Source organism: Belnapia arida, assembly GCF_016773205.1.
Lineage (GTDB): Bacteria > Pseudomonadota > Alphaproteobacteria > Acetobacterales > Acetobacteraceae > Belnapia > Belnapia arida.
In genome coordinates, this window is the sequence record NZ_JAETWB010000001.1 from 1,303,069 (window position 1) to 1,329,189 (window position 26,121).

23 protein-coding genes are annotated in these 26,121 nt (G+C 70.6%); 12 read left to right on the forward strand and 11 right to left on the reverse strand.

Features of this window, described 5'->3' with window-relative positions:
- The first annotated feature begins 48 nt into the window (after positions 1 to 48).
- Positions 49 to 1,203: a bifunctional 2-C-methyl-D-erythritol 4-phosphate cytidylyltransferase/2-C-methyl-D-erythritol 2,4-cyclodiphosphate synthase gene (locus JMJ56_RS06430; RefSeq protein WP_202830726.1), complete on the forward strand. Its 1,155-nt coding sequence runs from the start codon at positions 49 to 51 to the stop codon at positions 1,201 to 1,203.
- A 260-nt stretch (positions 1,204 to 1,463) separates the two neighbouring features.
- Here the strand turns inward: JMJ56_RS06430 and JMJ56_RS06435 are convergent, their stop codons facing one another.
- Complete coding sequence (locus JMJ56_RS06435; RefSeq protein ID WP_202830727.1) at positions 1,464 to 1,868, reverse strand: hypothetical protein; 405 nt, start codon at positions 1,866 to 1,868, stop codon at positions 1,464 to 1,466.
- A gap of 101 nt (positions 1,869 to 1,969) precedes the next feature.
- On the opposite strand from JMJ56_RS06435, the gene JMJ56_RS06440 reads away from it, so the two are divergent.
- Positions 1,970 to 2,725: an SHOCT domain-containing protein gene (locus tag JMJ56_RS06440; RefSeq protein WP_202830728.1), complete on the forward strand. Its 756-nt coding sequence runs from the start codon at positions 1,970 to 1,972 to the stop codon at positions 2,723 to 2,725.
- Positions 2,726 to 2,728: 3 nt separating this feature from the next.
- Here the strand turns inward: JMJ56_RS06440 and cutA are convergent, their stop codons facing one another.
- Together cutA and JMJ56_RS06450 are read right to left on the reverse strand one after the other, a co-directional pair.
- On the reverse strand, positions 2,729 to 3,058 hold the full coding sequence (gene cutA, locus JMJ56_RS06445; RefSeq protein WP_202830729.1) for a divalent-cation tolerance protein CutA: 330 nt from the start codon (positions 3,056 to 3,058) through the stop codon (positions 2,729 to 2,731).
- Between the two features lie 2 nt (positions 3,059 to 3,060).
- The gene (locus JMJ56_RS06450; RefSeq protein WP_202830730.1) at positions 3,061 to 4,239 is read right to left on the reverse strand and encodes an acetyl-CoA acetyltransferase; all 1,179 of its coding nucleotides are present in this window, start codon (positions 4,237 to 4,239) and stop codon (positions 3,061 to 3,063) included.
- Positions 4,240 to 4,310: 71 nt separating this feature from the next.
- Here JMJ56_RS06450 and JMJ56_RS06455 point away from each other — a divergent pair, with 71 nt between their 5' ends.
- The 5 genes from JMJ56_RS06455 (at position 4,311) to JMJ56_RS06475 (ending at position 9,132) form a co-directional block, all read left to right on the forward strand.
- On the forward strand, positions 4,311 to 5,870 hold the full coding sequence (locus JMJ56_RS06455) for an acyl-CoA carboxylase subunit beta (protein ID WP_202830731.1): 1,560 nt from the start codon (positions 4,311 to 4,313) through the stop codon (positions 5,868 to 5,870).
- Entirely contained in the window at positions 5,867 to 6,523 is a 657-nt protein-coding gene (locus tag JMJ56_RS06460) for a DUF1028 domain-containing protein (protein WP_202830732.1), read from the forward strand. Before JMJ56_RS06455 ends, JMJ56_RS06460 begins: the two co-directional genes overlap by 4 nt.
- Positions 6,524 to 6,582: 59 nt before the next feature.
- Positions 6,583 to 6,987 (forward strand): DUF3597 domain-containing protein, encoded by a 405-nt coding sequence (locus JMJ56_RS06465; protein WP_202830733.1) that lies wholly within the window; start codon positions 6,583 to 6,585, stop codon positions 6,985 to 6,987.
- 67 nt (positions 6,988 to 7,054) lie between these two features.
- Positions 7,055 to 8,167, forward strand: a complete 1,113-nt coding sequence (locus tag JMJ56_RS06470) for an S-(hydroxymethyl)glutathione dehydrogenase/class III alcohol dehydrogenase (protein WP_202830734.1) — start codon at positions 7,055 to 7,057, stop codon at positions 8,165 to 8,167.
- Complete coding sequence (locus JMJ56_RS06475) at positions 8,167 to 9,132, forward strand: Bug family tripartite tricarboxylate transporter substrate binding protein (RefSeq protein WP_202830735.1); 966 nt, start codon at positions 8,167 to 8,169, stop codon at positions 9,130 to 9,132. The genes JMJ56_RS06470 and JMJ56_RS06475 overlap by 1 nt, the downstream gene beginning before the upstream one ends.
- Before the next feature lie 16 nt (positions 9,133 to 9,148).
- Here JMJ56_RS06475 and JMJ56_RS06480 read toward each other — a convergent pair whose 3' ends face one another.
- A complete protein-coding gene (locus tag JMJ56_RS06480; protein ID WP_236037430.1) occupies positions 9,149 to 10,870 on the reverse strand; it encodes a PAS domain-containing protein in 1,722 nt (573 codons plus the stop codon).
- 275 nt (positions 10,871 to 11,145) lie between these two features.
- On the opposite strand from JMJ56_RS06480, the gene JMJ56_RS06485 reads away from it, so the two are divergent.
- The 3 genes from JMJ56_RS06485 to pepN all read left to right on the forward strand — a co-directional run bounded on the left by JMJ56_RS06485 (position 11,146) and on the right by pepN (position 16,716).
- A complete protein-coding gene (locus JMJ56_RS06485) occupies positions 11,146 to 12,123 on the forward strand; it encodes a Bug family tripartite tricarboxylate transporter substrate binding protein (RefSeq protein WP_202830736.1) in 978 nt (325 codons plus the stop codon).
- Positions 12,124 to 12,175: 52 nt separating this feature from the next.
- The gene (locus tag JMJ56_RS06490) at positions 12,176 to 13,831 is read left to right on the forward strand and encodes an ABC transporter substrate-binding protein (RefSeq protein WP_202830737.1); all 1,656 of its coding nucleotides are present in this window, start codon (positions 12,176 to 12,178) and stop codon (positions 13,829 to 13,831) included.
- A gap of 263 nt (positions 13,832 to 14,094) precedes the next feature.
- The gene (gene pepN, locus JMJ56_RS06495; RefSeq protein ID WP_236037431.1) at positions 14,095 to 16,716 is read left to right on the forward strand and encodes an aminopeptidase N; all 2,622 of its coding nucleotides are present in this window, start codon (positions 14,095 to 14,097) and stop codon (positions 16,714 to 16,716) included.
- 195 nt (positions 16,717 to 16,911) lie between these two features.
- Here the strand turns inward: pepN and JMJ56_RS06500 are convergent, their stop codons facing one another.
- Together JMJ56_RS06500 and JMJ56_RS06505 are read right to left on the reverse strand one after the other, a co-directional pair.
- Entirely contained in the window at positions 16,912 to 17,496 is a 585-nt protein-coding gene (locus JMJ56_RS06500; RefSeq protein ID WP_202830739.1) for a hypothetical protein, read from the reverse strand.
- 9 nt (positions 17,497 to 17,505) lie between these two features.
- Positions 17,506 to 17,769 (reverse strand): hypothetical protein, encoded by a 264-nt coding sequence (locus JMJ56_RS06505; RefSeq protein WP_202830740.1) that lies wholly within the window; start codon positions 17,767 to 17,769, stop codon positions 17,506 to 17,508.
- 261 nt (positions 17,770 to 18,030) lie between these two features.
- Here JMJ56_RS06505 and JMJ56_RS06510 point away from each other — a divergent pair, with 261 nt between their 5' ends.
- Positions 18,031 to 19,032, forward strand: coding sequence for a VOC family protein (locus JMJ56_RS06510; protein WP_202830741.1), 1,002 nt, complete (start codon positions 18,031 to 18,033; stop codon positions 19,030 to 19,032).
- The gene (locus JMJ56_RS06515; RefSeq protein WP_328702285.1) at positions 19,005 to 20,660 is read left to right on the forward strand and encodes a gamma-glutamyltransferase family protein; all 1,656 of its coding nucleotides are present in this window, start codon (positions 19,005 to 19,007) and stop codon (positions 20,658 to 20,660) included. The genes JMJ56_RS06510 and JMJ56_RS06515 overlap by 28 nt, the downstream gene beginning before the upstream one ends.
- Here JMJ56_RS06515 and JMJ56_RS06520 read toward each other — a convergent pair.
- The 5 genes from JMJ56_RS06520 to JMJ56_RS06540 are packed head-to-tail and all read right to left on the reverse strand — an operon-like array spanning position 20,657 to position 26,012.
- A complete protein-coding gene (locus JMJ56_RS06520; protein ID WP_202830742.1) occupies positions 20,657 to 21,754 on the reverse strand; it encodes an alpha-hydroxy acid oxidase in 1,098 nt (365 codons plus the stop codon). The genes JMJ56_RS06515 and JMJ56_RS06520 overlap by 4 nt on opposite strands.
- Before the next feature lie 56 nt (positions 21,755 to 21,810).
- The gene (locus JMJ56_RS06525; protein ID WP_202830743.1) at positions 21,811 to 22,680 is read right to left on the reverse strand and encodes an isocitrate lyase/PEP mutase family protein; all 870 of its coding nucleotides are present in this window, start codon (positions 22,678 to 22,680) and stop codon (positions 21,811 to 21,813) included.
- Between the two features lie 4 nt (positions 22,681 to 22,684).
- Positions 22,685 to 23,917 (reverse strand): amidohydrolase family protein, encoded by a 1,233-nt coding sequence (locus JMJ56_RS06530; protein ID WP_202830744.1) that lies wholly within the window; start codon positions 23,915 to 23,917, stop codon positions 22,685 to 22,687.
- Complete coding sequence (hisD, locus tag JMJ56_RS06535; RefSeq protein ID WP_202830745.1) at positions 23,917 to 25,230, reverse strand: histidinol dehydrogenase; 1,314 nt, start codon at positions 25,228 to 25,230, stop codon at positions 23,917 to 23,919. Before hisD ends, JMJ56_RS06530 begins: the two co-directional genes overlap by 1 nt.
- Positions 25,231 to 25,244: 14 nt before the next feature.
- Positions 25,245 to 26,012: an SDR family NAD(P)-dependent oxidoreductase gene (locus JMJ56_RS06540; protein WP_202830746.1), complete on the reverse strand. Its 768-nt coding sequence runs from the start codon at positions 26,010 to 26,012 to the stop codon at positions 25,245 to 25,247.
- Positions 26,013 to 26,121: the final 109 nt, after the last annotated feature.

The following is a 26,121-nucleotide window of genomic DNA, read 5'->3' on the forward strand; positions in this document are numbered from 1 at the left end:
AAACGTACCAATTTTTGCCGCGCCGGGGTTCTGGGCTAGAAGCGGGCGATGAGCATCGCCGCCCTCCTGATGGCCGCCGGCAGCGGCACGCGCTTCGGCGCCGCGCAGCCCAAGCAGTACCTTCCCCTGCTGGGGCGCCCCGTCATCCGCCATGCCGCCGAGGCGCTGCTGGCGGAGGGGCTGGTCGACATCCTGCTGCCGGTCTGTGTCACCGGAGAAGAGGCGCGGATCGCGGCGCTGCTCGACGGGCTGCCGGTGCTGCCGGCGGTGGCGGGCGGGGCGACGCGGCAGGCGAGCGTCCGCGCCGGGCTGGAGGCTCTGGCGAAGCAGGCGCCGGAGGTGCCCGAGGTCGTGCTGGTGCACGACGCGGCGCGGCCGGTGGTGCCGAGGGGGACCATCCTCTCACTTATCGAGGCCCTGAAGGGCGCCCCCGGAGCGATCCCGGCTCAGCCCGTGGCGGATACGCTGAAGCGGGGCGACGGCGCCACGATCGTGGAGACGGTGGCGCGGGCCGGTCTCTACCGGGCGCAGACGCCGCAGGGCTTCCGCTTCGGCGCCCTGCTGGCTGCCCACCGGACGGCAGGCGGCGAGGCGACGGATGATGCACAGCTTCTGGAAATCGCGGGCGAGAGGGTGGTGCTGGTGGCGGGCTCGGAGACGAACGTGAAGATCACCTTCCCCGAGGATCTGGAGCGGGTGGCGGGCCAGATGCAGGCGCGGCTGGTGCCGCGGGTCGGCACCGGCTTCGACGTTCACCGGACCGAGGTGGGGCGGCGGATGGTGCTTTGCGGCGTGGTCGTGCCCTGCGAGTTCGGGCTGGAGGGGCACTCGGATGCGGATGTCGGCATCCACGCGCTGTGCGACGCGATCTACGGGGCGCTGGCGGAGGGCGATATCGGGCGGTGGTTCCCGCCCTCCGAAATGCAGTGGAAGGACGCGGACAGCGCGCAATTCCTCCGCCATGCGGCCGGGCGGGTGGCGGCGCGGGGCGGGGTCATCGCCAATGTCGATGTGACGATCCTCTGCGAGCGGCCGAAGATCGGGCCGCACCGCGAGGCTATGCAGGCGCGGCTGGCGGAGCTGCTGGGCGTCGACCCCGGCATCGTGGGCGTGAAGGCGACGACGACCGAGCGGCTCGGCTTCACCGGGCGGGGCGAAGGGATCGCGGCGCAGGCGGCGGCGATGGTGCTGGTGCCGGGTTGAGGCGCTTCAAACCGTTTCAAATCGGCGGACAGGATGGCGGCGCAAGTAATTGATCTTGCAGCCTTCATCCTCCGTGATTTGAGGAATTGAGGGATTTAGGCGACTTCCCGACCCTCGCTGCGGCTGGCACTGAATTCTAGGATTTAGGATTTCAGGCGTCTGCCGGACGCTGGTCGCGGTCGGGGCTTTCGGCGGCTCGGAACATAGCAGGAACGAGGGGCGGAGGGCAAGGGCGGCGTGGCGCCCCTGCCCCGCCGCGGTCAGGCGACTTCCTGGCGCTCCACGGCCTCCTCGGCGGCCTGGCGCAGCTCGACCACCTTGCCGGTCAGGGTGGATTCGGCAGTGAACTCCACGGCGCAGACGACCTGGGCGAGGTTCACCGTCGCCTCCACCGCGCCGGGGACCGGGGCGCCGAGATAGTGCTTCGACTGCCAGGCGACATCGGCGAGGCTCGGCACGCCGGCATGGTCGAGCAGCAGGTCGAGCAGGATGGTGCCGTCCTCGGCGATATGGGCGGCGCGGAGGCCGGCCACGCGCAGCACGTCGCCGGTCGTCAGCAGCAGGCCGAAATGGCCCTCCGTCGCGCCGAGCATGCGCTGGACGAACCAGGCGGGCAGCAGATCGGCATCGGTGGCGGGGTCGGCGAGGCGGGTCCAGCGGGGCATGGGGGATTCCAGAGAGGGTTCCGGTCGTAACGCCGCGGGGACGTGACTGTTCGCCGTGGGGCGGTTCTGGCAGGGCTCGGGGCGATGATGGAGGCGGGGCGATGCGGGAATTGACCGGGGCCGGGGAGCGGCAGGTGGCGGCGATCGCGGCGCGGCACGGCGTCGGCCGAGAGGCGGCGCTGGTGCTGCTGCATGCGCTGGCGGAGGGCGGCGGGAGCATGGCGCAGTTCAGCCACCCGGAGCTCGGCGGCATGGGGCAGTGGTCGCAGGGCAGAATGGTCATGGTCGGCGATATGTTCAATCAAGCGCTCAAGGCGCGGGTGGATGCGTTGTGCCGGGACCTGGCCGGGCTGCTGCGCGGCGGGGAGCCGGTCTTCGCCGAGGCGGCGGCGCCGGCTGCGCAGGGCGGGTGGTGGCCGGCGGAGCTGGGCAGCCCGGCGGCGAGCGGGACGCAGAACGGGATGGGCTATGCGCTCTTCCCGGCGGCGCGGCGGCTGGCGGTGCGGCAGGACGGGCGGGTGCGGGTCTTCGATACCGGCGACCACCGGATCGGCGGGGTGTCGCAGCAGCAGGGCTCGGGGCAGGTGCTGGCCTTCAGCGGCGACCGCGGGGAGGTCCGGCTGGAGGCGCTGCGGGAGGTGAGGGGCGAGACGCCTGCTCCTGCCTCTGATCATTCCTCTCGCTCGGCCCCTGCCCCGTCCCATGGCGCGGCTCCCGCGGCGGAAGCTTCGCCCGCTGCATCGGCTGGGGGCGACCCGGTCGCGCTGATCCGGCGGCTGGCGGAGCTGCATCGCCAGGGGATGCTGACGGATGCGGAGTTCCAGGCGAAGAAGACGGAGTTGCTGGGGCGGGTGTGAGGCTCAGCCGCTCGTCTGCTGCCTGACCCAGGCGAGGAATTCCTCGTCGCCGGTCGCGCCAGGCAGGGCGAGGATCGCGGGCAGGTCGTAGCTGTGCAGGGCGCGGATGCGGGCGCGGAGCGGCTCGAAGCGGCTGGCCGTGGTCTTGAGGATGAGGGCTGACTCGGGGTCCTCCCTTATCTCACCCTCCCAGCGGTAGATTGCGACATGGCCGGGGAGGAGGTTGGCGCAGGCGGCCAGGCGCTCCTCCACCAGCGTCCGGCCGATGCGGCGGGCTTCCTCCGCATCGGCGGCGGTGACCCAGACCCAGAGGACGGGGTCGGCCGCTTCCATCCTCAGGCGCGTTCGAGGATGGAGACGTAGTTGGCAACGGCGGCGCCGCCCATGTTGAAGACGCCGCCGATATCGGCCTTGGGCAGCTGCAGGTCGCCGGCGGTGCCGGTGAGCTGCATCGCCGTAAGCACATGCATGGAGACGCCGGTCGCACCGATGGGGTGGCCCTTCGCCTTCAGGCCGCCGGAGCGGTTGACGGGCAGCTTGCCGTCGGCGGCCGTCCAGCCCTCGAGGATGGCGCGAGACCCCTGCCCTTCCGGCGTCAGGCCCATCGCCTCGTATTCCAGCAGCTCGGCGATGGTGAAGCAGTCATGCGTCTCGACGAAGGAGAGGTCGGTCGCGGCGCCGAGCCCGGCCTGGTCGAGGGCGCGGGACCAGGCCTCGCGCGGGCCCTCGAAGCGGATGATGTCGCGGGCGGCGATGGGGAGGTAGTCGTTCACCTGCACGGCGGCGCGGAAGCGGACGGCCTTCTGCATCGCCTTCGCGGTCTCGCTGTCGGTGATGATCATGGCGGCGGCGCCGTCGGAGACGAGGCTGCAATCGGTGCGCTTCAGCGGCGGGGCGACGAAGGGGTTCTTCTCCGACTCCGCGCGGCAGAAGGCGTAGCCGAGATCCTTGCGCATCTGCGCCCAGGGATTGTCGACGCCGTTCTTGTGATTCTTGGCGGCGATGGCGGCAAGCGCGTCGGACTGGTCGCCATGGCGCTGGAAATAGGCCTCGGCGATGCGGCCGAAGACGCCGGCGAAGCCGCCGCGGATGTCCTGCTCGGTCTTGCGGTAGCTGGCGTTCAGCAGGATCTCACCGACCTGGGGGCCGGGCGTCGCGGTCATCTTCTCGGCGCCCAGGACCAGGGCGAAGCGGCCGCGTTTCGCCGCCAGGAAGTCGAGGGCGCCGTGGATGGCGGCCGAGCCCGTGGCGCAGGCATTCTCGTAGCGGGTGATGGGCTTGAAGCGCAGCTCGGGGATCGACTGGAGGACCAGCGAGCTGGGGAAGCCCTGGTTGGTGAAGCCCTCGCCGAAGACGCCGAGGAAGCCGGCATCGATCTCGGCCGGCGAGATGCCGGCATCCTCGATGGCGGCGCGGCCGACGCGGGCGAGCAGGCTCTCGATGTCCGGCTCCTCCAGCTTGCCGAAGGGGGTATGGGCCCAGCCCACGATGCAGGCGTCCAGCGTCTCGGCCATGAAAGTGCTCCGTTCCTCTCCACGGGGAAGATAGGCGCGGCTAGCATCCGGTGAAAGGCATGGAGGGACGGATGAGCTGGCAGCCGGAGCTGGAGGACCTCGCCCGGCGCGAGGCGATGGCGCGCGCGATGGGTGGGCCGGAGAAGGTGGCGCGGCAGCATGCCGGGGGGCGGCTCACGGTGCGGGAGCGGGTGGACCGGATGCTGGATGCCGGCTCCTTCCATGAGGTAGGGGCGATCGCGGGCAAGGCCAGGTACGGGGCGGATGGGGAACTGGCCGAGTTCACGCCGTCGAACTGCGTGATGGGACGGGGCCGGGTCGAGGGGAGGCCGGTTGTCGTCGTGGGCGACGACTTCACCGTGCGCGGCGGCAGTGCCGATGCGACCATCCGCGAGAAGCCGATCATGGCGGAGCGGATGGCGCGCGAGTTGCGGCTGCCGCTGATCCGCATCATCGAGGGCTCGGGCGGCGGCGGCTCGGTCAAGACCATCGAGACGACGGGGCGGGCCAACCTGCCGGGCGGGATCGGCGGGGAGCAGATGTACCACCTCTCGGGCGACAACCTCTCGGTCGTGCCGGTGGTGGGGCTGGGCTTGGGCTCGGTCGCGGGGCTCGGGGCGGCAAGGCTGGCGGCGACCCATTTCTCGGTGATGACCAAGGCCTCGGCGATGTTCGTCGCCGGGCCGCCGGTGGTGAATGCGCTGGGCCCGAAGCAGTTCACCAAGCAGGAGCTCGGGGGATGGGAGACGCAGACGCGGGCCGGCTCGGTCGACTATGCGGTCGACAGCGAGGAGGAGGCGTTCGCGGCGGCGCGTCGCTTCCTCAGCTATCTGCCGAGCTCGGTGCATGAGCTGCCGGCGCGGGAGGCGTGCGAGGACGATCCCGGCAGGACCGAGGAGGGGTGGCTGTCGGCCATCCCGCGGGAGATCCGGAAGGCCTATCGGATCAGGCCCCTGATCGAGGGCCTGCTCGACAAGGGAAGCGTCTTCGAGATGGGCCGGTATTTCGGGCGCTCGGTCGTGACCGCGCTGGCCCGGCTGAACGGGTTGCCGGTGGCGGTGATCGCGGGCGACCCGATGTTCTATGCAGGGTCCTGGACGGCGGATGCCTGCGCCAAGATCATCCGCTTCGTCGATCTGGCGGATACCTTCCACCTGCCGGTGGTCCACCTGATGGACTGCCCGGGCTTCATGATCGGCCTCGAGGCGGAGCAGCGGGGGACGATCCGCTGGGGCGTGCGCGCGATGGCGGCGATCAACCAGAGCCGCGTGCCCTGGTGCACGGTGATCCTGCGCAACGCCTTCGGCGTGGCGGGGGCGATCCACCAGCCGGCCGGGCGGTTCTCGATCCGCTATGCCTGGCCCTCGGCGCGCTGGGGGTCGCTGCCGTTGGAAGGCGGAATCGAGGCGGCGTATCGGGCGGATATCGAGGCGGCCGAGGACCCACAGGCGGCGCTCGCCGCGATCGAGGCCCGGCTGCAGAAGCTGCGGAGTCCGCTCCGGACGGCGGAGGCCTTCTGGGCGGAGGAGATCATCGACCCCCGCCACACCAGGCGGCTGCTCTGCGACTTCGCCGACTACGCCGAGAAGCTGCGGGAGCCGGGGCGGATCGGGCGCGGAGTGCGGCCGTGACCTTCTCGCTGATCGGGCGCTGCGCGCGCACGGGGCAGATCGGGGCGGCGGTGACGACCTCCTCCATCGCCGTCGGCAGCCGGGTGCCCTTCTGCGCGGCGGGCGTCGGGGCGGTGCTGACGCAGCACCGGACCGACCCCGGGCTGGGGCCGCGGGGGCTCGACCTGTTGCGCTCGGGCTGCGGGGCGGAGGCGGCAGTGGCGGCGCTGGTGGCCTCGACGCCGCACCATGCCTGGCGGCAGATCGCGGTAATGGATGCCGCCGGGAGGACGGCGCATTTCGACGGGGCGAAGGTGAAGCCGGAGCGGGGTGCGGCGCATGGCGAGGGAGTGGTGGCGATCGGCAACATCCTCGCCTCCGACCGGGTGCCGGGGGCAATGGCCGCGGCTTTCCTCGCCGCGCCGGGGCTGCCGCTGGCGGTGCGGCTGCTGCGCGGGCTGGAGGCGGGTGAGGCGGCCGGCGGCGAGCATGGGGCGGTGAGTTCGGCGAGCCTCATGGTCGTCTGGCGGGAGGCTTTTCCCTATGTCGATCTGCGGGTGGACAAGGCGGAGGCGCCGTTGCCGGCGCTCAGGGCGCTTTGGGAAGACTACGCGCCGCTGGCGGATGGATTCCTCGCCCGGGCGCGGGAGCCGGAAGGCGCGCCGGTCATCTGACATTGAACCGAATGGGGCGCGGATCGTTGGGCCGTTGGTCATTCAAGGAGATCATCCGCATGAGTTGGTTCGGTCGAATTCTCGATAAGCTGAAGGGCCATGCCCAGGCGGCACCCGCATCGCAGGACGGGGCAGCGGCCGCGCCGGCCCAATCGCCAGGGCCGGCGGATGACGTTCCCGCCTCGGGCGGGGCAGCCAGCGCGGCGCCGATCGATGTGACGGGCATCCTCGACGGGTTGGCCTCGCAGCAGCGGCAGAAGCTCGACTGGCGGCATTCCATCGTCGACCTGATGAAGCTGCTGGAGCTGGACAGCAGCCTCGAGAACCGGAAGGAGCTCGCCAAGGAGCTCAACTACACCGGGGATACGGGTGACTCGGCGGCGATGAACATCTGGCTGCACAAGCAGGTCATGACGAAGCTCGCGGCGAATGGCGGCAAGGTGCCGGCCGAGCTGAAGGACTGAACCGGGTTCTGGACCCTTGCCGGGACTGGCGGCAGAGTGCCGCCAAGACCGGCAGGGGGACAGCCTGATGAAGACGCGCGCGGCGGTGGCCTGGGCGGCGGGGAAGCCGCTGAGCATCGAGACCATCGAGATCGAGGGGCCGAAGCCGGGCGAGGTGCTCGTCGAGGTCATGGCGACCGGCCTCTGCCATACCGACCAGTACACGCTGAGCGGGCGGGACCCGGAAGGGCTGTTCCCGGCAATCCTCGGACATGAGGGGGCGGGCATCGTGCGCGAGGTGGGCGCAGGCGTGACCAGCCTGAAGCCGGGCGACCATGTCATCCCGCTTTACACGCCGGAATGCCGGCAGTGCAAAACCTGCCTCAGCCAACGCAGCAATCTCTGCACGGCGATCCGGGCGACGCAGGGCAAGGGGCTGATGCCGGACGGGACGAGCCGCTTCTCCTGCGAGGGGACGCAGGTGATGCACTACATGGGGTGCTCGACCTTCGCCAACTTCACCGTGCTGCCGGAGATCGCGCTGGCGAAGATCCGGGAAGACGCGCCCTTCGACAAGATCTGCTACATCGGTTGTGGCGTGACGACGGGCGTCGGGGCCGTCATCAACACGGCGAAGGTCTGGCCGGGGGCGAATGTCGCGGTCTTCGGGCTCGGCGGAATCGGGCTCAACGTGCTGCAGGGCGCCAGGATGGTTGGCGCCGACAAGATCATCGGCATCGACCTGAATCCGGCGCGGGAGGCGATGGCGCGGCAATTCGGGATGACGCATTTCATCAACCCGAGCGAGGTCGGCGCGGACAAGGTCGTGCAGGCGATCGTCGACCTGACGGGCGGCGGGGCCGACTTCTCCTTCGAGTGCATCGGCAACACCAAGGTGATGCGGCAGGCGCTGGAGTGCACGCATCGCGGCTGGGGCGAGAGCATCATCATCGGCGTCGCCGGCGCGGGCGAGGAGATCAGCACCCGGCCCTTCCAGCTCGTCACCGGGCGGAACTGGCGCGGCACCGCCTTCGGGGGCGCGCGCGGGCGGACCGACGTGCCGAAGATCGTCGACTGGTACATGGAGGGGAAGATCGACATCGACAGCCTGATCACCCACACCATGCCGCTCGACCAGATCAACCATGGCTTCGAGCTGATGGAGCGGGGCGAGAGCATCCGCAGCGTGGTCGTCTACTGATGCAGAGGCGCGCGCTGCTGGCGGGGCTGCTGGCGGCGCCCGCGGTCGCGCGCGCCGAGGGACCCTTCCCCGACCGGCCGATCCGGCTGGTCATCCCCTGGCCGCCGGGCGGGACGAACGACATCGTCGGGCGGCTGGTCAGCGAGGGGATGGCGGCGAGGCTCGGGCAGCCGGTCGTCATCGAGAACCGCGGCGGGGCGGGCGGCATGCTGGGGGCGGAGGTCGTCGCCAAGGCGACGCCGGACGGCTACACGCTGGTGCTCGGCGGCAGCGGGAGCCTCACCATCACCAGCCTGGTGCAGGCGCGGGTGCCCTATGACGTCGCCACCGCCTTCGCGCCCATCGGGCTGATGGGCGTCGGGCCGAACGTCATCACCGTGCACCCCTCGGTCGCAGCGAGGAACCTGCGGGAGCTGCAGGCGGTGGCAAGGGCGGCGCCGGTGCCGCTCTCCTATGCCTCGCCGGGGGTGGGGAGCACGGGGCATGCGGCGGGGGCGATGATCGCGCAGGCGCTCGACGTGCCGATGGAGCACATCCCCTATCGCGGCACCGGCCCGGCGCTGAACGACCTGATTGCCGGGCGGGTGCAGGTCTTCACCAATGCGCTGGCGCCCTTGCAGCCGCATATCCGGTCGGGCGCGGCGCGGGCGCTGGCGATCGCCGGGCGGCAGCGGAGCAGCGCCATGCCGGAGCTGCCGACGACGGGCGAGCAGGGCTTCCCACAGATCGAGGCGGCGACCTGGTTCGGGCTGCTGGCGACGGGTGGGACGGCGCCGGAGCGCATCGCGCGGCTGCACGCGGCGCTGAACGCGGCGCTCGAGGATGCGGAGATCCGGCGCCGGCTGTTGGAGGGCGGCCTGGAGGTGGAGCCGAGCGCCAGCCCGGAGGAGTTCACGCGCTTCTTTGCCGAGGACCGGGCGCGCTGGGCGCCGGTGGTGCAGCGCGCGGGAATGCGAGTGGACTGAGCGGCCCCTCCCCGGCTCAGGCCTCGATATGACCGAAGTCGGAGGTCTCCCGCGGCGAGCCCATACGGGCGCCGCGGCGCAACCCGGCCTGGATGCGGTCAATGAGTTCCGTCCGCTTGTAGGGCTTGCCCAGCACTTCCAGCGCGATCGCCTGCGGTCCGTCGATCGACATCTCGTCATTATAGCCTGTCGTCAGGATGACCGGTGTCGCGGCGGAGCGTGCGCGCACCTGCTCGGCCAGCACCAGCCCGTTCGCGCCGCCCGGCATCAGCACATCGGAGAAGACGAGGTCGAAGGGATCGCCGGCGGCGGCGGCCTCGTCGAAGGAGCGGAGCGCTTCCTCGGCGCTGTGCGCGGTGGCGACCCGGTAGCCTGTCTCGGCCAGCGCGTCCCGCGCCATCTCCGCGATCTCGCGGCCGTCGTCCACCACGAGGATCAGCGGCACGCGGGCAACCTCGTCGACCGCCCTCGCCTGATAGCCGGTCGGCGCGGCGCCTTCCGCCGCCTCTTCGGGAATGTGGCGCGGGAAGATCATCCGCACGGTGGTGCCCTCGCCCAGCTCGCTCTCGATTTCCAGCCGGCCGCCCGATTGCTGCACGAAGCCATGCACCATGGCGAGGCCGAGCCCAGTTCCGTGCTGCGGCCCCTTGGTGGTGAAGAAGGGTTCCGTCGCCCGCGCCCGGACATGGGAGGGCATGCCCACCCCCTCGTCGGTGACGCAGAGCAGTACGTAGTCGCCGGGCTCGAGGTGCCGCGCGGCGGCGTCGCCGTTCAGGTGGACGGCGCGGGTGGTGATGGTGATCGCGCCGCCGCCGGGCGAGGCGTCGCGGGCATTCACCACGATGTTGAGCAGCGCCATCTCGAGGTGGTTCACATCGACCCTCACCAGCGGCAGGCGCTGCTGCAGGCTGAGATGCAGCTCCGTCTTGTCGCCGACCGAGGTATTCAGCAGTTCCGAGAAGGAATTCACCAGGCTGGTGAGGTCGACGCCCCTGGGCTCCAGCCGGGTGCGCCGGGCGAAGGCGAGAAGCTGGCGGGTCAGCTTGGTGCCGCGCTCGGTGGCGGCGATGGCGGCCTTGTGGAATCGCTCGAAGGCACTGTCGTCGTGGCGTTTCGTCTTCAGCCGCTCGAGACTGCCGTCGATGACGTGGAGCAGGTTGTTGAAGTCATGCGCCAGGCCGGCGGTGAGCTGGCCGATGGCTTCCATCTTCTGCGCCTGGCGCAGCGACTGCTCGCTCTCGCGCCGCTTGGAGACGTCGAGCTGGGAGGCGAAGAAGAAGATCAGTTCCCCGTCCCGGTCGAAGACGGGGCCCATGAAGATGGCGTTCCAGAAGGGCGTGCCGTCGCGCCGGTAGTTCAGGATTTCGAGGGCGGTGGGGCGGCGCTCCTGAATCGCCTCACGCATTTGGCGGACTGAGGCGGGGTCGGTCCCGGTGCCCTGGAGGAAGCGGCAGTTGCGGCCGACGACCTCCGCCTCCTCGTAGCCGGTGAGGTCGAGGAAGGCGTTGTTGGCGAAGGCGATGGGGCAGTCCTCCTGGCGCGGGTCGGCCAGGATCATCGGCATGCGCGTCATCTCGACGGCGGCGAAGAAGACGCTGCCGCGCTCATCGAGGGTGGTGTCGGAGATTTCCGCCTGGCGCCAGTGGTGAAGGCCGGGACGGCCCAGTGGTTCCAACGCGCCCTGGTCCATGGAGGCGTCCGCGGGGACGCCGGCGGCCGTCTCGGTCGGGTCAGTCAAACAGGATCTCCAACGGCGAATCCGGCCTGCTGGAGGCCAGTGCATGGGACAGATAAGGCTCTCGGGTGCTTTGACCAGATGATCCTCCGCACATCGGTGGGTTGATGCCACGGAGGAGACTTTCACCCGCTTTGCCTGTCGGATACCGGTCTCGCAACGGCAAAGCGGAACGTATACGGTGCACTCTGTCGCGAGATCCGATGCGGTGCCCGGCTGGCCGCGTTCTGCGGAACGACCTATTCTCATCACACAAAACAAAACGGGGAAGCGTTGCCGTGGATCGTCGTACCCTTCTGCTCACCGGCGCGGGGCTTGCCGCTCCGCGCATTGGCCTCGCCCAGGCGCAAGGCCCCTACCCTTCCCGCCCGGTGCGGCTCATCGTTCCCTGGCCGCCGGGGCAGGCGACCGACCTCATGGCGCGGGTTGCGGCGCAGCAGGTCGCGGCGCAATGGGGGCAGACCATCGTGCCGGACAACAAGGCGGGCGCGGGCGGAATGATCGGGACGGATGCGGTCGCCAAGGCGGCGCCGGACGGCTACACCATCCTCGCCGCCTCGACCGGGCCGATCACCACGGCGCCGCTGGTGCAGCGCACACCCTATGATCCCGAGAAGGATTTCGCGCCGGTCGCGATGATCGGCATCTCGCCCTACCTGCTGACGGTGACGAACAATTTCCCGGCAAAGGACACGGCGGAGTTCATCCGCGTGGTCAAGGCCAATCCGGGCAAGTTCACCTATGCCTCCTCCGGCACCGGGGCGGCGGCGCACCTCATCACCCTGATGTTCCTAAGCCGGACGGGGCTGCTGGACACCGTCCACATCCCCTTCCAGGGGAGTGGGCCGGCCCTGACCTCGGTCGTCGCGGGGCAGGTGGATTTCGCCATCGACACGCTGGCGGCGACGGGGCCGCTGGTGAAGCAGGGGGCGCTGCGCGCGCTAGGCATCACGCTCGGGGCGGGGAGCCCGCTGGCGCCAGGCATCGCGCCGCTCGGCAGCGTGCCGGAGGCGGCGGGCTTCGATGTCGGGGCTTTCGGCGGGTACATGATGCCGGCGGGGACGCCGCCGGAGATCGTGGCGAAGCTCGCCGAGGAGACCGGGCGGGCGATGGCGACGGATGAGGTGCGCTCGCGTCTCGCCGCCATCGGCTTCCAGCCGGAGCCGCGCGGTACGGCCGAGTTCACCGCCTTCCTCAAGACCCATCGGGAGCAGTTCCGCCAGGTGATCGAGGCGAACCGCATCCGGGTGGAATAATCCGGCTGGCATGGGGCGTGCTTCGGCTACGGCAGACAGCCGGAGCCAGGACATGCCCCCTTCCCTTGCCATCGGGCGCCGCCCGCTTGCCGCCCTCGGTTTCGCCGGGCTGACCGGCGCCGGGCCGGCGCGGGCGGCGGAGAAGGTGGTGCGGGTGGCGATGACCGCCGGCGACATCCCGAAGACGCATGGCCAGCCGGACCAGGCCTTCGAGGGCGTGCGGGTCGCCGGCCTCACCCTCTACGACGCGCTGACCGCCTGGGATTACGAGACGGGGACGCGCATCGCCCCAGCGCTGGCGACCGATTGGGCGGTCGATCCGGCGGACCGGACGAAATGGGTGTTCCGGCTGCGGCCGGGCGTGCGCTTCCATGACGGCTCAGCCTTCGATGCCGAGGCGGTGGTCTGGAACCTGCGCAAGGTGCTCGACAAGGAGGCGCCGCATTTCGATGCGAGCCAGGTGGGCTTCACCCTCTCGCGCATGCCGACGCTGCGGGCGGGGCGGGCGATCGACGCGCTGACGGTCGAGCTGGTCACCGCCGAGCCGGATGCCTTCCTGCCGCTCAACATCGCCAACCTCTTCATCGCCTCGCCGGCCCAATGGGCGGCGAAGCTGGCGGCAGTGCCGGCGGAGGTGGCAGACCCGGCGCAGCGGGCGATCCGCGCCTGGGAGGCTTTCAGCCTCGACCCTTCCGGGACCGGCGCATTCCGGCTGGCGCGGCTGGTGCCGCGGCAGCGGCTGGAGCTGGTGCGCAACGCAGCCTACTGGGACCGGGCGCGGGTGCCGAAGCTTGACCGGCTGGTCTTCCTGCCCGTGCCGGATACCAGCGCGCGAACGGCGGCCCTGCTGTCCGGCCGGGTGGATTGGATCGAGGCGCCGCCGCCGGATGCGGCGCCCTCGATCCGGGCGCGGGGCTTCAACATCGTCACCAGCGCCATGGCGCATGTCTGGCCCTGGCAGCTCTCGATGCTGGAGGGCTCGCCCTGGCGCGACCGGCGGGTGCGGCATGCGGCCAACCTCGCCATCGACCGCGAGGAGCTTGTGCTGCTGAACGGGGGGCTGGCGGAGCCGGCCTTCGGCCAGGTGCGGCGGGGGCATCCCTGGTTCGGCGAGCCGGGCTTCGTGCTGCGGCACGACCTCGCCGAGGCGCGGCGGCTGATGATGGAGGCGGGCTATTCGGCGCAGCGGCCGGCCCAGGTGAAGGTGCTCGTCACCTCGGTCGGCTCGGGGCAGATGCAGTCGCTGGCCATGAACGAGGCGATCCAGGCGGCACTGGCGCGGGCCTTCTTCGAGGTGTGCTTCGAGGTGCTGGAGTGGGGCACGCTCTTCGCCAATTGGCGCGAGGGGCCGCGGGCGCCGGTGGCGCGCGGGGCGACGGCGACGAATGTCTCGATCGCCACCATCGATCCCTTCTTCGCGGTGGCGCGCTTCGCCGACTCGCGGATGGCGCCGCCGGTGTCCAACAATTGGGGCTTCGTCAGCGACCCGGAGCTCGACCGGCTGACGGCGGCGGCGCGCACCAGCTTCGATGCGGCGGAGCGCGACGCGGCGCTCGCGCGGCTGCATGCGCGGCTGGTGGAGGAGGCCTGCTTCGTCTGGTTCGTGCACGACGTGTCGCCGCGGGCCATCAGCGCGCGGATCAGCGGCTATGCGGCGCCGAACGGCTTCTATGTCGATTGGTCGCGGCTGGATATCGCCGCCGGGTAGGAAGGCGGGGCGTCGTTGCGGGCGGGGGTTGCCCGTGACGGGGCGGGGCTTCTGACGGGGCGGGGCTTCGGGCTGCGTCGCCTTGCCGGGGAGCCATGGGGCGGCTCACGCTTTGAGCCATCGTCCGGTCGAGCGCCTGTCTGCGGCCAGATTCTGCCGCCTGTTCGGGATTTGCCCTGGCACATTGGCCATGCGGACCCGATTTTCCGCAGGCTCGAGATTGTGCTGCGCCGGTTGGGCGCGTGATGGACTGGATACGAGACATGCCCGATAGCGCTCCGCAGACGACCCGCCGGGCCGATTACCGGCCACCGGCCTTCCACATCGATACGGTGGAGCTGGAATTCCGGCTCGATCCGGCGGCGACGTTGGTGCGGGCACGGCTGGCCTTCCGGCGGAATGGGCCGGGGGAGTTCCGGCTGGACGGGGATGGGCTGACGCTGCTGGAGGCGAGGCTCGACGGGGTGGCGCTGGCGGAGGAACGGACGAGGCTCGGCGCAGATGGGTCGCTGACCATCGGCGATGCGCCCGACCAGGGCGTGCTGGAGACGCTGGTGCGGATCGCGCCGGAGAAGAACACCGAGCTGTCGGGGCTCTATACCTCGGGGGGGAATTTCTACACGCAATGCGAGGCGGAGGGGTTCCGGCGCATCACCTTCTTCCCCGACCGGCCGGATGTGATGGCGCGCTTCACCGTGACACTCCATGGCGACAAGGCACGGTGCCCGGTGCTGCTGTCGAATGGCAATCCGGACGGCACGGGCGATAGGGAGGACGGGACGCATTGGGCGCGCTGGGTCGATCCGCATCCGAAGCCGAGCTACCTCTTCGCCCTGGTCGCGGGCGACCTTGTTGCGGTGCGCGACCGCTTCGTCACCCGCTCCGGGCGGGATGTGGCGCTCAACATCTGGGTGCGGCGGGGCGACGAGGATCGCTGCGGGCATGCGATGGACAGCCTCATCCGCAGCATGCGCTGGGACGAGGAAGTGTTTGGGCTGGAATACGACCTCGACGTGTTCAACATCGCCGCCGTCTCCGACTTCAACATGGGGGCAATGGAGAACAAGGGGCTCAACGTCTTCAACACCAAATATGTGCTCGCCCGGCCGGAGACGGCAACGGATGGCGACTACCAGGGCATCGAGACCGTCATCGCGCATGAGTATTTCCACAATTGGACGGGCAACCGCGTCACCTGCAGGGACTGGTTCCAGCTCTCGCTGAAGGAGGGGCTGACGGTCTTCCGCGACCAGGAGTTCAGCGCCGACCAGGGAAGCAGGGCGGTGAAGCGCATCCGCGACGTGCGGGGGCTGCGGGCGGCGCAATTCCCGGAGGATGCGGGGCCAATGGCGCACCCCGTGCGGCCGGACAGCTACATCGAGATCGACAATTTCTACACGCCGACCGTCTACCAGAAGGGCGCGGAGGTGGTGCGGCTGATCCATACGCGGATCGGGCCGGCGGCCTTCCGCCGGGGGATGGATCTCTACATCGCGCGTTGCGACAACCGGGCGGTGACGATCGAGGATTTCGTCGCGGCGATGCAGGAGGCATCGGGGGTCGATCTCTCCTCCTTCATGGGCTGGTACGACCAGGCGGGGACGCCGGAGCTCACCGCGGAGGACCGCTACGAGGCGGAGGCGCGGCGTTGGGTACTGACCCTGCGGCAGAGCCTGCCGGCGACGCCGGGGCAGCCGGTGAAGCATCCGGTGCCGGTTCCGGTCGCCATGGGGTTGCTCGATGCGGACGGGCGGGAAGTGCCGACGCGGCTCGAGGGTGAGAACGAGGCGAAGGCGGGGACGCGGGTGGTGCTGCTCGAGCAGGCGGAGCAGAGCTTCATCTTCGAGGATGTGGACGGGCCGCCCGTCCCTTCCCTCCTCCGCGGCTTCTCGGCGCCGGTGAAGCTGAAGGGCGTGGCGCCGGAGCGGCTGCGCTTCCTCGCCGTGCACGACACCGATCCCTTCGTCCGCTGGGAAAGCGGGCTGCAATATGCCGCCGGGCTGATGCTCGGGATGGTGGCGGGGCATCTCCGCGGCGAGGCGCTCGGCTTCGATGCGGCGCTGGAGGAGGCGCTGCGCAACACGCTGCGCGCGGCGGAGGCGGACCCGGCCTTCGCTGCCGAGGCGCTGGCGTTGCCGGGCGAGGGTTTCGTCGCCGACCAGATGGAGGTGGCGGAGCCCGCTGCGGTGCATGCGGTGCGGGAGCATCTGCGGCGCGAGATCGGGCGGCGCTGTGGGGATGTGCTGCGCGAGGCCTATCAGGCGCTGTCGGAGGCAGGCGAGTATCGCATCGACGGAAGCAGCATCGGGCGGCGGGCGCTGCGCAATGCCTGCCTCGCCTATCTCGTGGCCGCCGGCGAGACCGGTCTGGCCGAGGCGCAGTACCGGGAGGCAGGCAACATGACGGACCGGCTGGCGGCGCTCTCGCTGCTGGCCGGTTCCGAGGGCTCGGCGCGTGAGGGGCCGCTCGCCGATTTCCACGCGCGCTGGCGGGGCGACGACCTGGTGCTCGACAAGTGGTTCTCGATCCAGGCGATGTCCTCGCGGGCGGATGCGATGGCGGCGGTCAGGGCGCTCTACGGGCATGCGGATTTCGACCTGCGCAACCCGAACCGGGCGCGGTCGCTGATCGGCGCCTTCGCCTCGGGGAACCCGCTGCACTTCCACCGGGAGGATGGCGAGGGGTATCGGTTCCTGGCGGATGCGGTGGTCGCGCTCGACCCGATCAACGGCTCGATCGCGGCGCGGATGGTGGGTCCGCTCGGCCAGTGGCGGCGGCAGGCGCCGGGGCGGGCGGCGCTGATGCGGCGCGAGTTGCAACGGGTGCTGGCGGTTCCGAAGCTCAGCAAGGGGACCTTCGAGAAGGCGTCGAAAGCACTGGCCTAGGGCCACCGGTCGGACCCCGCTCCTGCCTGGTGGCCTTCCACGGCCTCGGCGCGGAGGGTGGTGCGGGGTTTCGAGCGTCGAGTGGCACCTCGTCCGGGGACCGCGCGAGACCGCGAAGCGGTTTGCGGGAGTTCCGGCGCATCCGCCGTGTCGCCGGATGCCAGGATCGAGCCCGGCCAGGACGGCATGGGCCCGCTATGGCCGGGCGAGGACCGATGCTGCCATCGCCACCAGCGTGGCGGCCGCCGCGAGGCGGATGGGGCGGTGCCAGGCCAGCGCCAGGCGCTGGCAGGCCGGCCTCGCCAGCAGGATGGCAAGGCTGAGGGAGACGGCGAGCGCGGTGGCCGTCACCGCCAGCGGCACCAGGGGCAGCCTGGCGTCGAGCAGGGCGAGCGGGCCGAGGAACTGGGCGGCGAAGAAGGCGGCGGTCATCGGGTTGGTGACGGCGGTGCAGAAGCCGGCGCCGAACTCGGCACCGAACAGGCCCTCCGGGACGCGGTGGCCGGCGACGGGCGGACCACCGCGGGCGGTGGCGTGGGCGACCCATAGCAGCAGGACCACGGCAGCGATGCGGCCGGTTTCCACCCAGCCGTCGGCGGCCGGGGCACCTTCAAGGGTTGCCGCCAGCGCCGCGTTCAGGGTTCCGGCGCCGAGCGCGATGCCGAGGCAGACCGGCAGCGCCCCCCGCACCCCGCGCAGCGCCGCAATGCCGGCGATCACGAGCAGGTTCGGGCCGGGCGTGGCCAGAAGCGCCAGATAGGCCAGCAGGAAGTCGCGCACGGGCGTCGGTCAATCGGCGTGGCTGCAGGCCATGCCGAGGAGGAGCAGGCCTTCGGTCGCTTGCTCCGGATGGGCGCTGGCAGGGCCGATGGGCATGGGTGCCGGGGCGTAGACTTGGCGGCAGTCGAGCCGCGGCGGGCGGGGCAAACCGATGTCGGGCTCGGCGCTGACGGCGGCCGGCAGGGGCTGTGGCGCCGCGGTTTCGGCGACGGCTGGCAGGCTCAGGGCAAGCGGGAGCGCGGCCATGAAGATGCCGAATACTACAAAACGCATGACGGCGATGCCTTGTCTTGCAACCACGCCAATCATGTTCGGATTATTGGTGAATCCGAGCGAATAATGGGAAATTGCCTTCGATGTGAGAGATATTTCCGGGGGAATACTTTCAGTTCTTCATAAAGAGCAGCATCATCCAAATCCTGAGACCTGGGTGGAATCCGGTCCACGGCATGGGACGAGGTGCGGTGCAGGTTTCATGTGACGGATGGCCGCATCGGCGCGATGCTTCCCGGAGGTGCAGCATGGGAGGAAGGAATGGCCATCCGGGCGCTCGGCTATGTCGGGATCGAGGCGAGCCGGATGGAGGACTGGGCCGGCTTCGGCACCGGCCTGCTCGGGCTGCAGCTCGCCGAGCGGAGCGTGGCGCAGCTCACCTTCCGCATGGATGACCGCAGGCAGCGTCTGCTCGTGGTGCCGGGCGCGGGTGACGGGGCGCGTTTCTTCGGCTGGGAAGTGGCGGATGGGGCGGCGCTCGATGCCCTGGCCGCGCGGCTGGAGGGGACGGGCGTGCCGGTGGCGCGGGGGGATCGTGGGCTGGCGGCACAGCGGCGCGTCGCGGAGCTGGTCGTCACGGAGGATCCGCTCGGCAACAGGCTGGAAATCGTGCACGGGGCGGAGGTGACGGCAGAGTCCTTCCGGCCGGGGCGCTGCATCAGCGGCTTCCGCACCGGGCCGCTCGGCATGGGCCATGCGGTGCTGACCGTGCCGCGGATGGAGGCGGTGCTGCCCTTCTACCGGGATGTGATGGGCTTCGGCGTCTCCGATTTCGTCACCCATCCCTTCCGGGCGACCTTCCTGCACGTCAATCCCCGGCATCATTCGCTGGCGCTGATCGAAACCGGCGCGGCCGGACTGCATCACCTGATGCTGGAACTGTTCAGCCTCGACGATGTGGGTCAGGGATATGATCTGGCGATGGTGGTGGAGGGGCGGGTTGCCACCAGTCTCGGGCGGCATACCAATGACTTCATGACGAGCTTCTATGCGCGGACGCCGGGAGGATCCCTTGTCGAATATGGCTGGGGCGGGCGAGTGATCGACCCGACCTCCTGGCAGGCGGTGGAGATGATCTCGGGGCCGAGCCTCTGGGGGCATGAGCGGCATTGGGGGCCGCCGGAGATGCGGGAGGAAGCGCGGCGGATGCGGCTGAAGGCGGCGGCGGAGGGCGAGCGGGCGCCGGTGCAGGTGCTGCCGGGGAACCACACCCTCATGCCGGGGGAATGCGCCTGGTGGGATCAGCTGAGGGCGGCGGAGTGATGCGGCCGGAGCGTCGCCTCCCCTCCCGGCGCGCCATGGTCGTGGCGCCTCAGCCGGAGGCGGTGGAGGCGGGGGCCGCGATGCTCGCCGCCGGCGGCAATGCGCTGGATGCGGCGCTGGCCTGCGCGATCGCCCAGGGCGTCGTCGACCCGATGATGTGCGGCATCGGCGGGATCGCCACCTTGCAGGTCCTCGACCCAAAGAGCGGGACGCATACCGTGCTCAACGGGCTGGGGACCTGCCCGGGCGCGGCGCGGCCGGATATGTGGGCGGCGGATTTCCTCGGCGAGTGCCCCGACGGGTTCGGCTACCGCGTGCGGGGCTATGAGAACGAGTGCGGGGCGAAGGCGGTCACCGTGCCGGGGGCGGTGCGGGTCTTCGCCGAGGCGCATGGGCGGCTGGGGCGGAAGCCTTGGGCCAGCCTGTTCGAGGCGGCGATCGGCTTCGCCACGGAGGGCTGGATCATCCGGCCGCATGTGCAGGCGATGTTCAGCCTCGATGAGCGGCCCTACGGGCGGATGAGCTATCCGGAGAAGCTCGGCTACACCGAGGACGGGCGGCGGCTCTACCTGCGGGAGGACGGGACGCCGAAGCGGCTGGGCGAGGTGGTGCGCAACCCGGAATTGGCGGCGACGCTGCGGGTGCTGGCCGAGGGCGGGGCGGAGGAGTTCTACCGGGGGCGGATCGCGCGGGCGATCGTCGCGGCGATGGAGGCGCGGGGCGGGCTGATCTCGGCCGGGGACCTCGAGGGGTTTCGGGTGGCGGAGGGGGCGCCGCTGCGCGTGCCCTATCGCGGGTATGAGCTGGCGCTGCCGGGGCCGCCGGCGGGCGGCGTCGTCGTCGGCGAGATGCTGCGCATCCTCGAGCGGTTCGACCTCGTCGCGCTCGGGTACAACACGCCGGACTACATCGCCGTGGTGGCGGAGGCGATGAAGATCGCCGGCATCGACAAGGAAGCACATGTCGGCGACCCGGCCTTCCAGGAGGTCCCGGTCGGGCGGCTGCTCTCGGAGGATTATGCCGAGGAGTGCGCGGCGCGCATCCGGCGGGGGGAGCGGGCCAGCCTCACCCGGGCGGGGAGCGATGCGCCGAACACCACGCATGTCTCCTGCGTCGATGCCGACGGCATGATGGTATCGATGACGCATACCCTCGCCGTGCCCTCCGGCCTCATCGTGCCGGGGATGGGGTTCATGCTGAACGGGGCGATGAATTGGATGGACCCGCGGCCGGGGCGGGCGGGCTCCATCGCGCCGGGGAAGCGGCGCTACTCGTCGATGACGCCGACGATCGTGCTGCGGGAGGGCAAGCCCGTCGCGACGCTCGGGGCGCCGGGCGGGGCCTGGATCACCGTCGGCGTCGCGCAGGTGCTGCTCAACCTTCTCGATTGGGGCATGGGGATGCAGGAGTCGGTGATGGCGCCGCGCTTCTCCGCGACGAGCGAGACCATCGACCTGTCCAACCGCATCCCCCGCGCGACGGAGCGGGCCCTGCAGGCGATGGGCTATGCGACGAAGCGGAGCTACCAGAGCTATGCCTTCGCAGGCGTCCACGGCATCGCCGTCTGGGACGGCACCGCCGAGGGCGGCGCCGATCCGCAGCGGGATGGGTATGCGGCTGGCGTCTAGCGGTAGCCAGGATCGCTGAGGTTGGTCAGCGGGAAGGAGCTGTGGACATGCGGCTGCACCACCGGTGACTCGGGGTGGAGGTAGCTGCCGTCGAGCTGGCCGAAGCTCGTCACGCCGAGCAGCCCAAGCACGCCATGCACCTCGTCCTGCAGGATGCGGAACATGCGGGCGACGCCGGCCTCGCCGGCGGCGGCGAGCGCGTAGCAGTACATCCGGCCCATGCCGACCAGCTCGGCGCCGAGGATGATCGCCTTCACGACATCGCTGCCGCGAACGAAGCCGCCGTCGATCCAGACCTTGGCGCGGCCGTCGACCGCCTTCACCACCTCGGGCAGCACGGCGAGGGAGCCGCGGCCGTGGTCGAGCTGGCGGCCGCCATGGTTCGAGACATAGACCACCTCGACGCCGTGCTCGACGGCGATGACGGCATCCTCGGCCGTGGCGATGCCCTTGAGGGCGAGCGGGGTGTTGGGGAAGCGGTCCTTCCAGCGCTTCACGTCGTCCCAGTTCAGCGCGGCCTGGAAATGCTGGCCGGTGGCGCGGACGCGCCAGGGCTTGACGAAGCGCTTGGCGATGTCGCGCTCGCGGCGGCTGTAGATCGCCGTGTCGACCGTCAGGCAGAAGGCGTCGTAGCCGGCGCCGATGGCGCGCTGGCTGACCTCCTCGATCCAGTTCCAGTCGCCGCGGACATAGAGCTGGAAGACCTTGGGCCCCTGCCCCGCCTTCGCCATCGGCTCCAGCCCCGGCATGGAGACGGAGGAGACCATGATGGGGACGCCGTATTCCCCGGCCGCGCGGCCGGCGGGGGCGCCGCCCTCGGGGTCGAAATTCTCGAGGCCGCCGACCGGGGCGAGCATCACCGGCAGGGTGATGGGCTTGCCGAGGAAGCGGCCGGAGACATCGATCTTCGAGACGTCGCGGAGGACGCGGGGGCGGAAGGCGAGGCTGTCGATGGCGGCGCGGTTGCGCATCATCGTCGTCTCGGTCTCGGTGGCGCCGACCAGGTAATCCCAATTGCCGGGGCTGAGGCGGCCCTTCGCCTCCTTGACGAATTCATGCAGCGTCTGGAAGGGGCTGTCTTCCGGTTGGGACATTGTCGGTTTCCTCCGAAGGCGTGTGTCAGGCGGCAGGGCTGGATGGGGTGGCGGGCTCAGCCCCCCAGGAACTCCTTGGTCCAGCGCTTGTAATCGGCGTCGCGGGTGACGCGGCCCATGAAGTCGGCGCCCGGGACCCCTTGCAGGTCGGCGGGCTGCACGCCCTCGCGCAGCGCCTTGAGCGTGTTGTAGACGGCCTGCTGGGCGGCCATGATGGGCTGGTGGCCCTGCAGCGCGATGCGGACGCCGCGGGCGGCGAGGTAGTCGCGGTCCTTCAGCTCGGTGCCCTCGATGCCGCCGAGGATGATGGGGAGCGTCGCAACGGCGGCGACGGCGTCGAGTTCGGCGCGCGTCTTGATTCCCGTGTAGAACAGGGCGTCGGCGCCGCTGGCCGTATAGGCCTTGGTGCGGGCGACGGCATCCTCGACGCCGTTGACGGAGACGACGCCGCTGCGGGCGACGATGACGAAGGAGGGGTCGTCGCGGGCGGCGAGGGCCGCCTTTACCTTGCCGAGGCCTTCTTCCAGCGAGATCAGCGTCACGCGGCCGTCGCCATGGGGGCGCGGGAGGACGGTGTCCTCTAACGTCATGGCGGCGACGCCGGCATTCTCCAGCTCCTCCACCGTGCGCATGGCGTTGAGCGCGTTGCCGTAGCCGTGATCGGCATCGACCAGCACCGGCAGGGTGCGGACGGCGCGGCAGATGCGGCGGGCCTGCTGCGCGAACTCGCTGAGGGTCAGGACGATGAGGTCGGGCGCGCCGAGCACCGTCAGCGAGGCGGTGGAGCCGGCATACATGCCGACCTCGAAGCCGAGATCCTCGGCGATGCGGGCCGACATCGGGTCGAAAACCGAGCCGGGATGGATGCAGGCGGGGCCGGCGAGCACGGCGCGGAAGCGCTGGCGGCGGTCGGTGATGCTGGACATGCGGCTACTCCGGGCGGTGCAGCGTGACGGGCTGGCGCGTCGCGCTGCGGCGGCCGCGCTTGAAGGCGGCGAGGACGGGGGCGACCTCGCGGATGGCGGCGACCGGATCGGGCGCGTCGATCAGCACGAGGTCGGCGGGGTTGCCGACGGCGATGCCGTAGTCCGGGCGGCGCATCAGCTTCGCTGACTCGGTGGTGAACATCGACCAGGTGTCGCGCAGGTCGTCCGGCATCGCGTGCTGGGTGACGTTGGCGTAGAGATTGGCCATGCGGATGAGCTGGCCGTCGCCCATCGGGGTGAAGGCGTTCAGGATGTTGTTGGACGAGATGGAGCAGGTGACGCCCTGCCGGTGCAGGCGGTTGGCGTCGGCCACGCTGCGCTCGATGCGGTGGTCCTTGTCGCGGCCGCCGAGATAGAGGTCGGTCGCCGGCAGGACGGTGAGGGCGACGCCGGCATCGGCCATTCGCTTCGCCATCTCGTCCAACTCCGGCAGCGGCATGACGGAGAGCTTGGTTAGGTGGCCGCAGGCGACGCGGCCGCCCCAGCGGTACTGCTCGGTCAGCTCGCAGACGAGGCGGGTGTCGAGATGGGCGGCCGACGACCCGCTGTCGACATGCATGTCGATGTCGGCGTCGTATTCGCGGGCGAGTTCGAAGACGCGGCGGATCTGGCCGGCGGGGTCGCTGTCATAGGTGGGGGCGGCGCCGACGACGCGGGCGCCGTTGCGCAGCGCGGCCACCATCAGCTCGTCGGTGCCGGGGTTGTTGAGCAGCCCCTCCTGCGGCATCACGCAGATCTCGATGTCGATGGCCCATTTGTAGGCATCGACCAGGGCCTTGACGCCCTCGAAGCCGCGCAGGCCGACCTTGGGGTCGACCTCGGCATGGGTGCGCATCAGCGTGGTGCCGTGGCCGATGCATTTCTCCAGCGTGCGGCGGGCGCGGTCCGTCACGTCCTCCACGCTGAAGGTGTGCTTGATGGCGCTGGTGCGCTCCATCGCGTGGTGCGGGAAGCGGGCGGTCTCGCAGGCGCAGCGGTCGATGGTGCAGGTCTTGTCGAGATGGATATGCGTCTCGACGAAGCCGGGGGAGACGAGGCGGCCGGCGCAGTCGATTACCTCCGCGGCATCGGCCTGGAGGTTCGGCGCGAGGGCGGCGATGAGGCCGTCCTTCACGCCGATATCGGTGGCGGTGCCGTCGGGCAGGCGGGCGTTGCGGAGGAGGAGGTCGAAGCCCATCAAAGCTTCTCCGCCGCGGTGGCGTAGGGGATGTTGCGGCCGCCGTAGCGGCGGACGCGGATATTGGCCTGCTCGGCATGGCCGGCGAAGCCTTCCAGCATGCAGAGGCGGGAGCAGGCCTCGCCGATCATGGCGCTGGCCTCGTCGGTGAGGACGCGCTGATAGGTCACGGTCTTCAGGAACTTCCCGACCCAGAGGCCGCCGGTGTAGCGGGCCGCCCGCTGCGTCGGCAGGGTGTGGTTGGTGCCGATGACCTTGTCGCCATAGGAGACGTTGGTGCGGGGGCCGAGGAAGAGGGCGCCGTAATTGGTCATGTGGCGCAGGAAGTGGTCGTCGTCGCGGGTCATCACCTGGACATGCTCGGAGGCGATGCGGTCGGCCTCGCGCACCATCTCGTCGAGGCCGTCGCAGACGATGACCTCGCCGTAGTCCTCCCAGGCCTTACGGGCGATCTCGGCCGTCGGGAGGATGGTCAGCAGGCGCTCGACCTCGGCCATGGTCTCGCGGGCCAGCTTCTCGGAGTCGGTCAGCAGGATGGCGGGGGTGGTCGGGCCGTGCTCGGCCTGACCGAGGAGGTCCGTGGCGCAGAGCTCGGCGTCCACCGTCTCGTCGGCGATGACGAGGGTCTCGGTGGGACCGGCGAAGAGGTCGATGCCGACGCGGCCGAAGAGCTGGCGCTTGGCCTCGGCGACGAAGGCGTTGCCGGGGCCGACCAGCATGTCGACCGGGGCGACGCTCTCGGTGCCGAGGGCCATGGCGCCGACGGCCTGGACGCCGCCGAGGCAGTAGATCACGTCCGCACCGGCCAGGTGCTGGGCGGCGACGATGGCCGGCGCCGGCTTGCCCTTGTAGGGAGGCGCGCAGGTGACGATGCGGGGGACGCCGGCGACCTTCGCCGTCACCACCGACATATGGGCGGAGGCGAGCAGCGGGTACTTGCCGCCGGGGACGTAGCAGCCGACCGAGTTCACCGGGATGTTCTTGTGGCCGAGGACCACGCCGGGGAGGGTTTCGACCTCGATGTCCTTCAGCGCCGCCTTCTGGTGCTCGGCGAAGTTGCGGACCTGGGCCTGGGCGAAGCGGATGTCCTCAAGGTCCTGGCCGGAGAGCTGGTCGAGGCAGTCGCGGATCTCGGCATCGGTGAGGCGGTAGTCGGTGCGGTCCCAGCCGTCGAACTTCACCGAATACTCGCGCACGGCGGCGTCGCCGCGGGCGGCGATGTCGGCGAGGAGGCCCTCGACGATGCCGCGGACCTTGGTGTCCGCATCGGCCTTGTCGGCGGCGGAGATGCTTTGCTTGAGCCAGCGGGCCATGTTGAGACGTTCCCTTATTCTGCGGTCCAGCCGCCGTCGATGAGCAGCGCCGAGCCCGTCATCAGGGCCGAGGCGTCGGAGGCGAGGAAGACGACCGGACCCATCAAATCCTGCACCTGGCCGAGGCGGCCGAGCTTGATCTTGCCCAGCACCCAGTCGGCGAATTCGGGGCGCTCGAAGAAGGGCCGGGTCATCGGCGTCTCGATGAAGGTGGGGCCGATGGTGTTGGCGCGGATGCCGAGAGGGGCGAGCTCGATTGCCATCGCCTTGGTCCAGCCCTCCATCGCCCATTTGCTGGCGCAGTAGACGCTGCGGTTGGGGCCGCCGACATGGCCCATCTGCGAGGAGATGTTGATGATGGAGCCGGGGATGCGCTCCTCGGCCATGCGGCGGGCGACGGCTTGAGCGGCGAAGAAGCAGCCGCGGAGGTTGAGGGCGAGCACGGTGTCGAAATCGGCCTCCGTCACCTCGAGGAAGGGGGCGTGGCGGGAGGTGCCGGCATTGTTGACGAAGGCGTGGAAGGCCGGGCGTGCGGCGATGGCGGCCTGGACGGCGGCGGTGTCGGCGATGTCGAGCACCAGCGCCTCGGCCTGACCGCCCCGGGCGCGGATGGCGGCGGCGGCGGCTTCGATCTCCTCACCGGTGCGGGCGGCCAGCGTCACCGAGGCCCCTGCCCCGGCCAGCGCGGCGGCGGCGGCGAGGCCGATGCCGCGGCCGGCACCGGTGACGAGAGCGCGTCGACCGTCGAGGCGGAAGCTCGGGGTGTCGGGGAGAGCGGTCATCCGGGCAGGCTACACCGAGCGGCGGCGCGGTCCAGGCCCCCTTGCCAGGACTGGCCGCGCTGGGACAGCTTTCGTTCCGAGGCCGCGGCATAAGGCGGCGAAGGGAGAA

Excerpts from the sequence above, each read along its gene's own strand:
- JMJ56_RS06525 (WP_202830743.1), bottom strand. The coding sequence starts at position 22,680 with ATGTCCAGCATCACCGACCGCCGCCAGCGCTTCCGCGCCGTGCTCGCC.
- pepN (WP_236037431.1), top strand. The coding sequence starts at position 14,095 with ATGCCCGATAGCGCTCCGCAGACGACCCGCCGGGCCGATTACCGGCCA.
- JMJ56_RS06465 (WP_202830733.1), top strand. The coding sequence starts at position 6,583 with ATGAGTTGGTTCGGTCGAATTCTCGATAAGCTGAAGGGCCATGCCCAG.
- JMJ56_RS06505 (WP_202830740.1), bottom strand. The coding sequence starts at position 17,769 with ATGCGTTTTGTAGTATTCGGCATCTTCATGGCCGCGCTCCCGCTTGCC.
- JMJ56_RS06470 (WP_202830734.1), top strand. The coding sequence starts at position 7,055 with ATGAAGACGCGCGCGGCGGTGGCCTGGGCGGCGGGGAAGCCGCTGAGC.
- JMJ56_RS06530 (WP_202830744.1), bottom strand. The coding sequence starts at position 23,917 with ATGGGCTTCGACCTCCTCCTCCGCAACGCCCGCCTGCCCGACGGCACC.
- hisD (WP_202830745.1), bottom strand. The coding sequence starts at position 25,230 with ATGGCCCGCTGGCTCAAGCAAAGCATCTCCGCCGCCGACAAGGCCGAT.
- JMJ56_RS06540 (WP_202830746.1), bottom strand. The coding sequence starts at position 26,012 with ATGACCGCTCTCCCCGACACCCCGAGCTTCCGCCTCGACGGTCGACGC.
- JMJ56_RS06475 (WP_202830735.1), top strand. The coding sequence starts at position 8,167 with ATGCAGAGGCGCGCGCTGCTGGCGGGGCTGCTGGCGGCGCCCGCGGTC.
- JMJ56_RS06430 (WP_202830726.1), top strand. The coding sequence starts at position 49 with ATGAGCATCGCCGCCCTCCTGATGGCCGCCGGCAGCGGCACGCGCTTC.
- JMJ56_RS06435 (WP_202830727.1), bottom strand. The coding sequence starts at position 1,868 with ATGCCCCGCTGGACCCGCCTCGCCGACCCCGCCACCGATGCCGATCTG.
- cutA (WP_202830729.1), bottom strand. The coding sequence starts at position 3,058 with ATGGAAGCGGCCGACCCCGTCCTCTGGGTCTGGGTCACCGCCGCCGAT.
- JMJ56_RS06455 (WP_202830731.1), top strand. The coding sequence starts at position 4,311 with ATGAGCTGGCAGCCGGAGCTGGAGGACCTCGCCCGGCGCGAGGCGATG.
- JMJ56_RS06450 (WP_202830730.1), bottom strand. The coding sequence starts at position 4,239 with ATGGCCGAGACGCTGGACGCCTGCATCGTGGGCTGGGCCCATACCCCC.
- JMJ56_RS06520 (WP_202830742.1), bottom strand. The coding sequence starts at position 21,754 with ATGTCCCAACCGGAAGACAGCCCCTTCCAGACGCTGCATGAATTCGTC.
- JMJ56_RS06510 (WP_202830741.1), top strand. The coding sequence starts at position 18,031 with ATGGCCATCCGGGCGCTCGGCTATGTCGGGATCGAGGCGAGCCGGATG.
- JMJ56_RS06440 (WP_202830728.1), top strand. The coding sequence starts at position 1,970 with ATGCGGGAATTGACCGGGGCCGGGGAGCGGCAGGTGGCGGCGATCGCG.
- JMJ56_RS06490 (WP_202830737.1), top strand. The coding sequence starts at position 12,176 with ATGCCCCCTTCCCTTGCCATCGGGCGCCGCCCGCTTGCCGCCCTCGGT.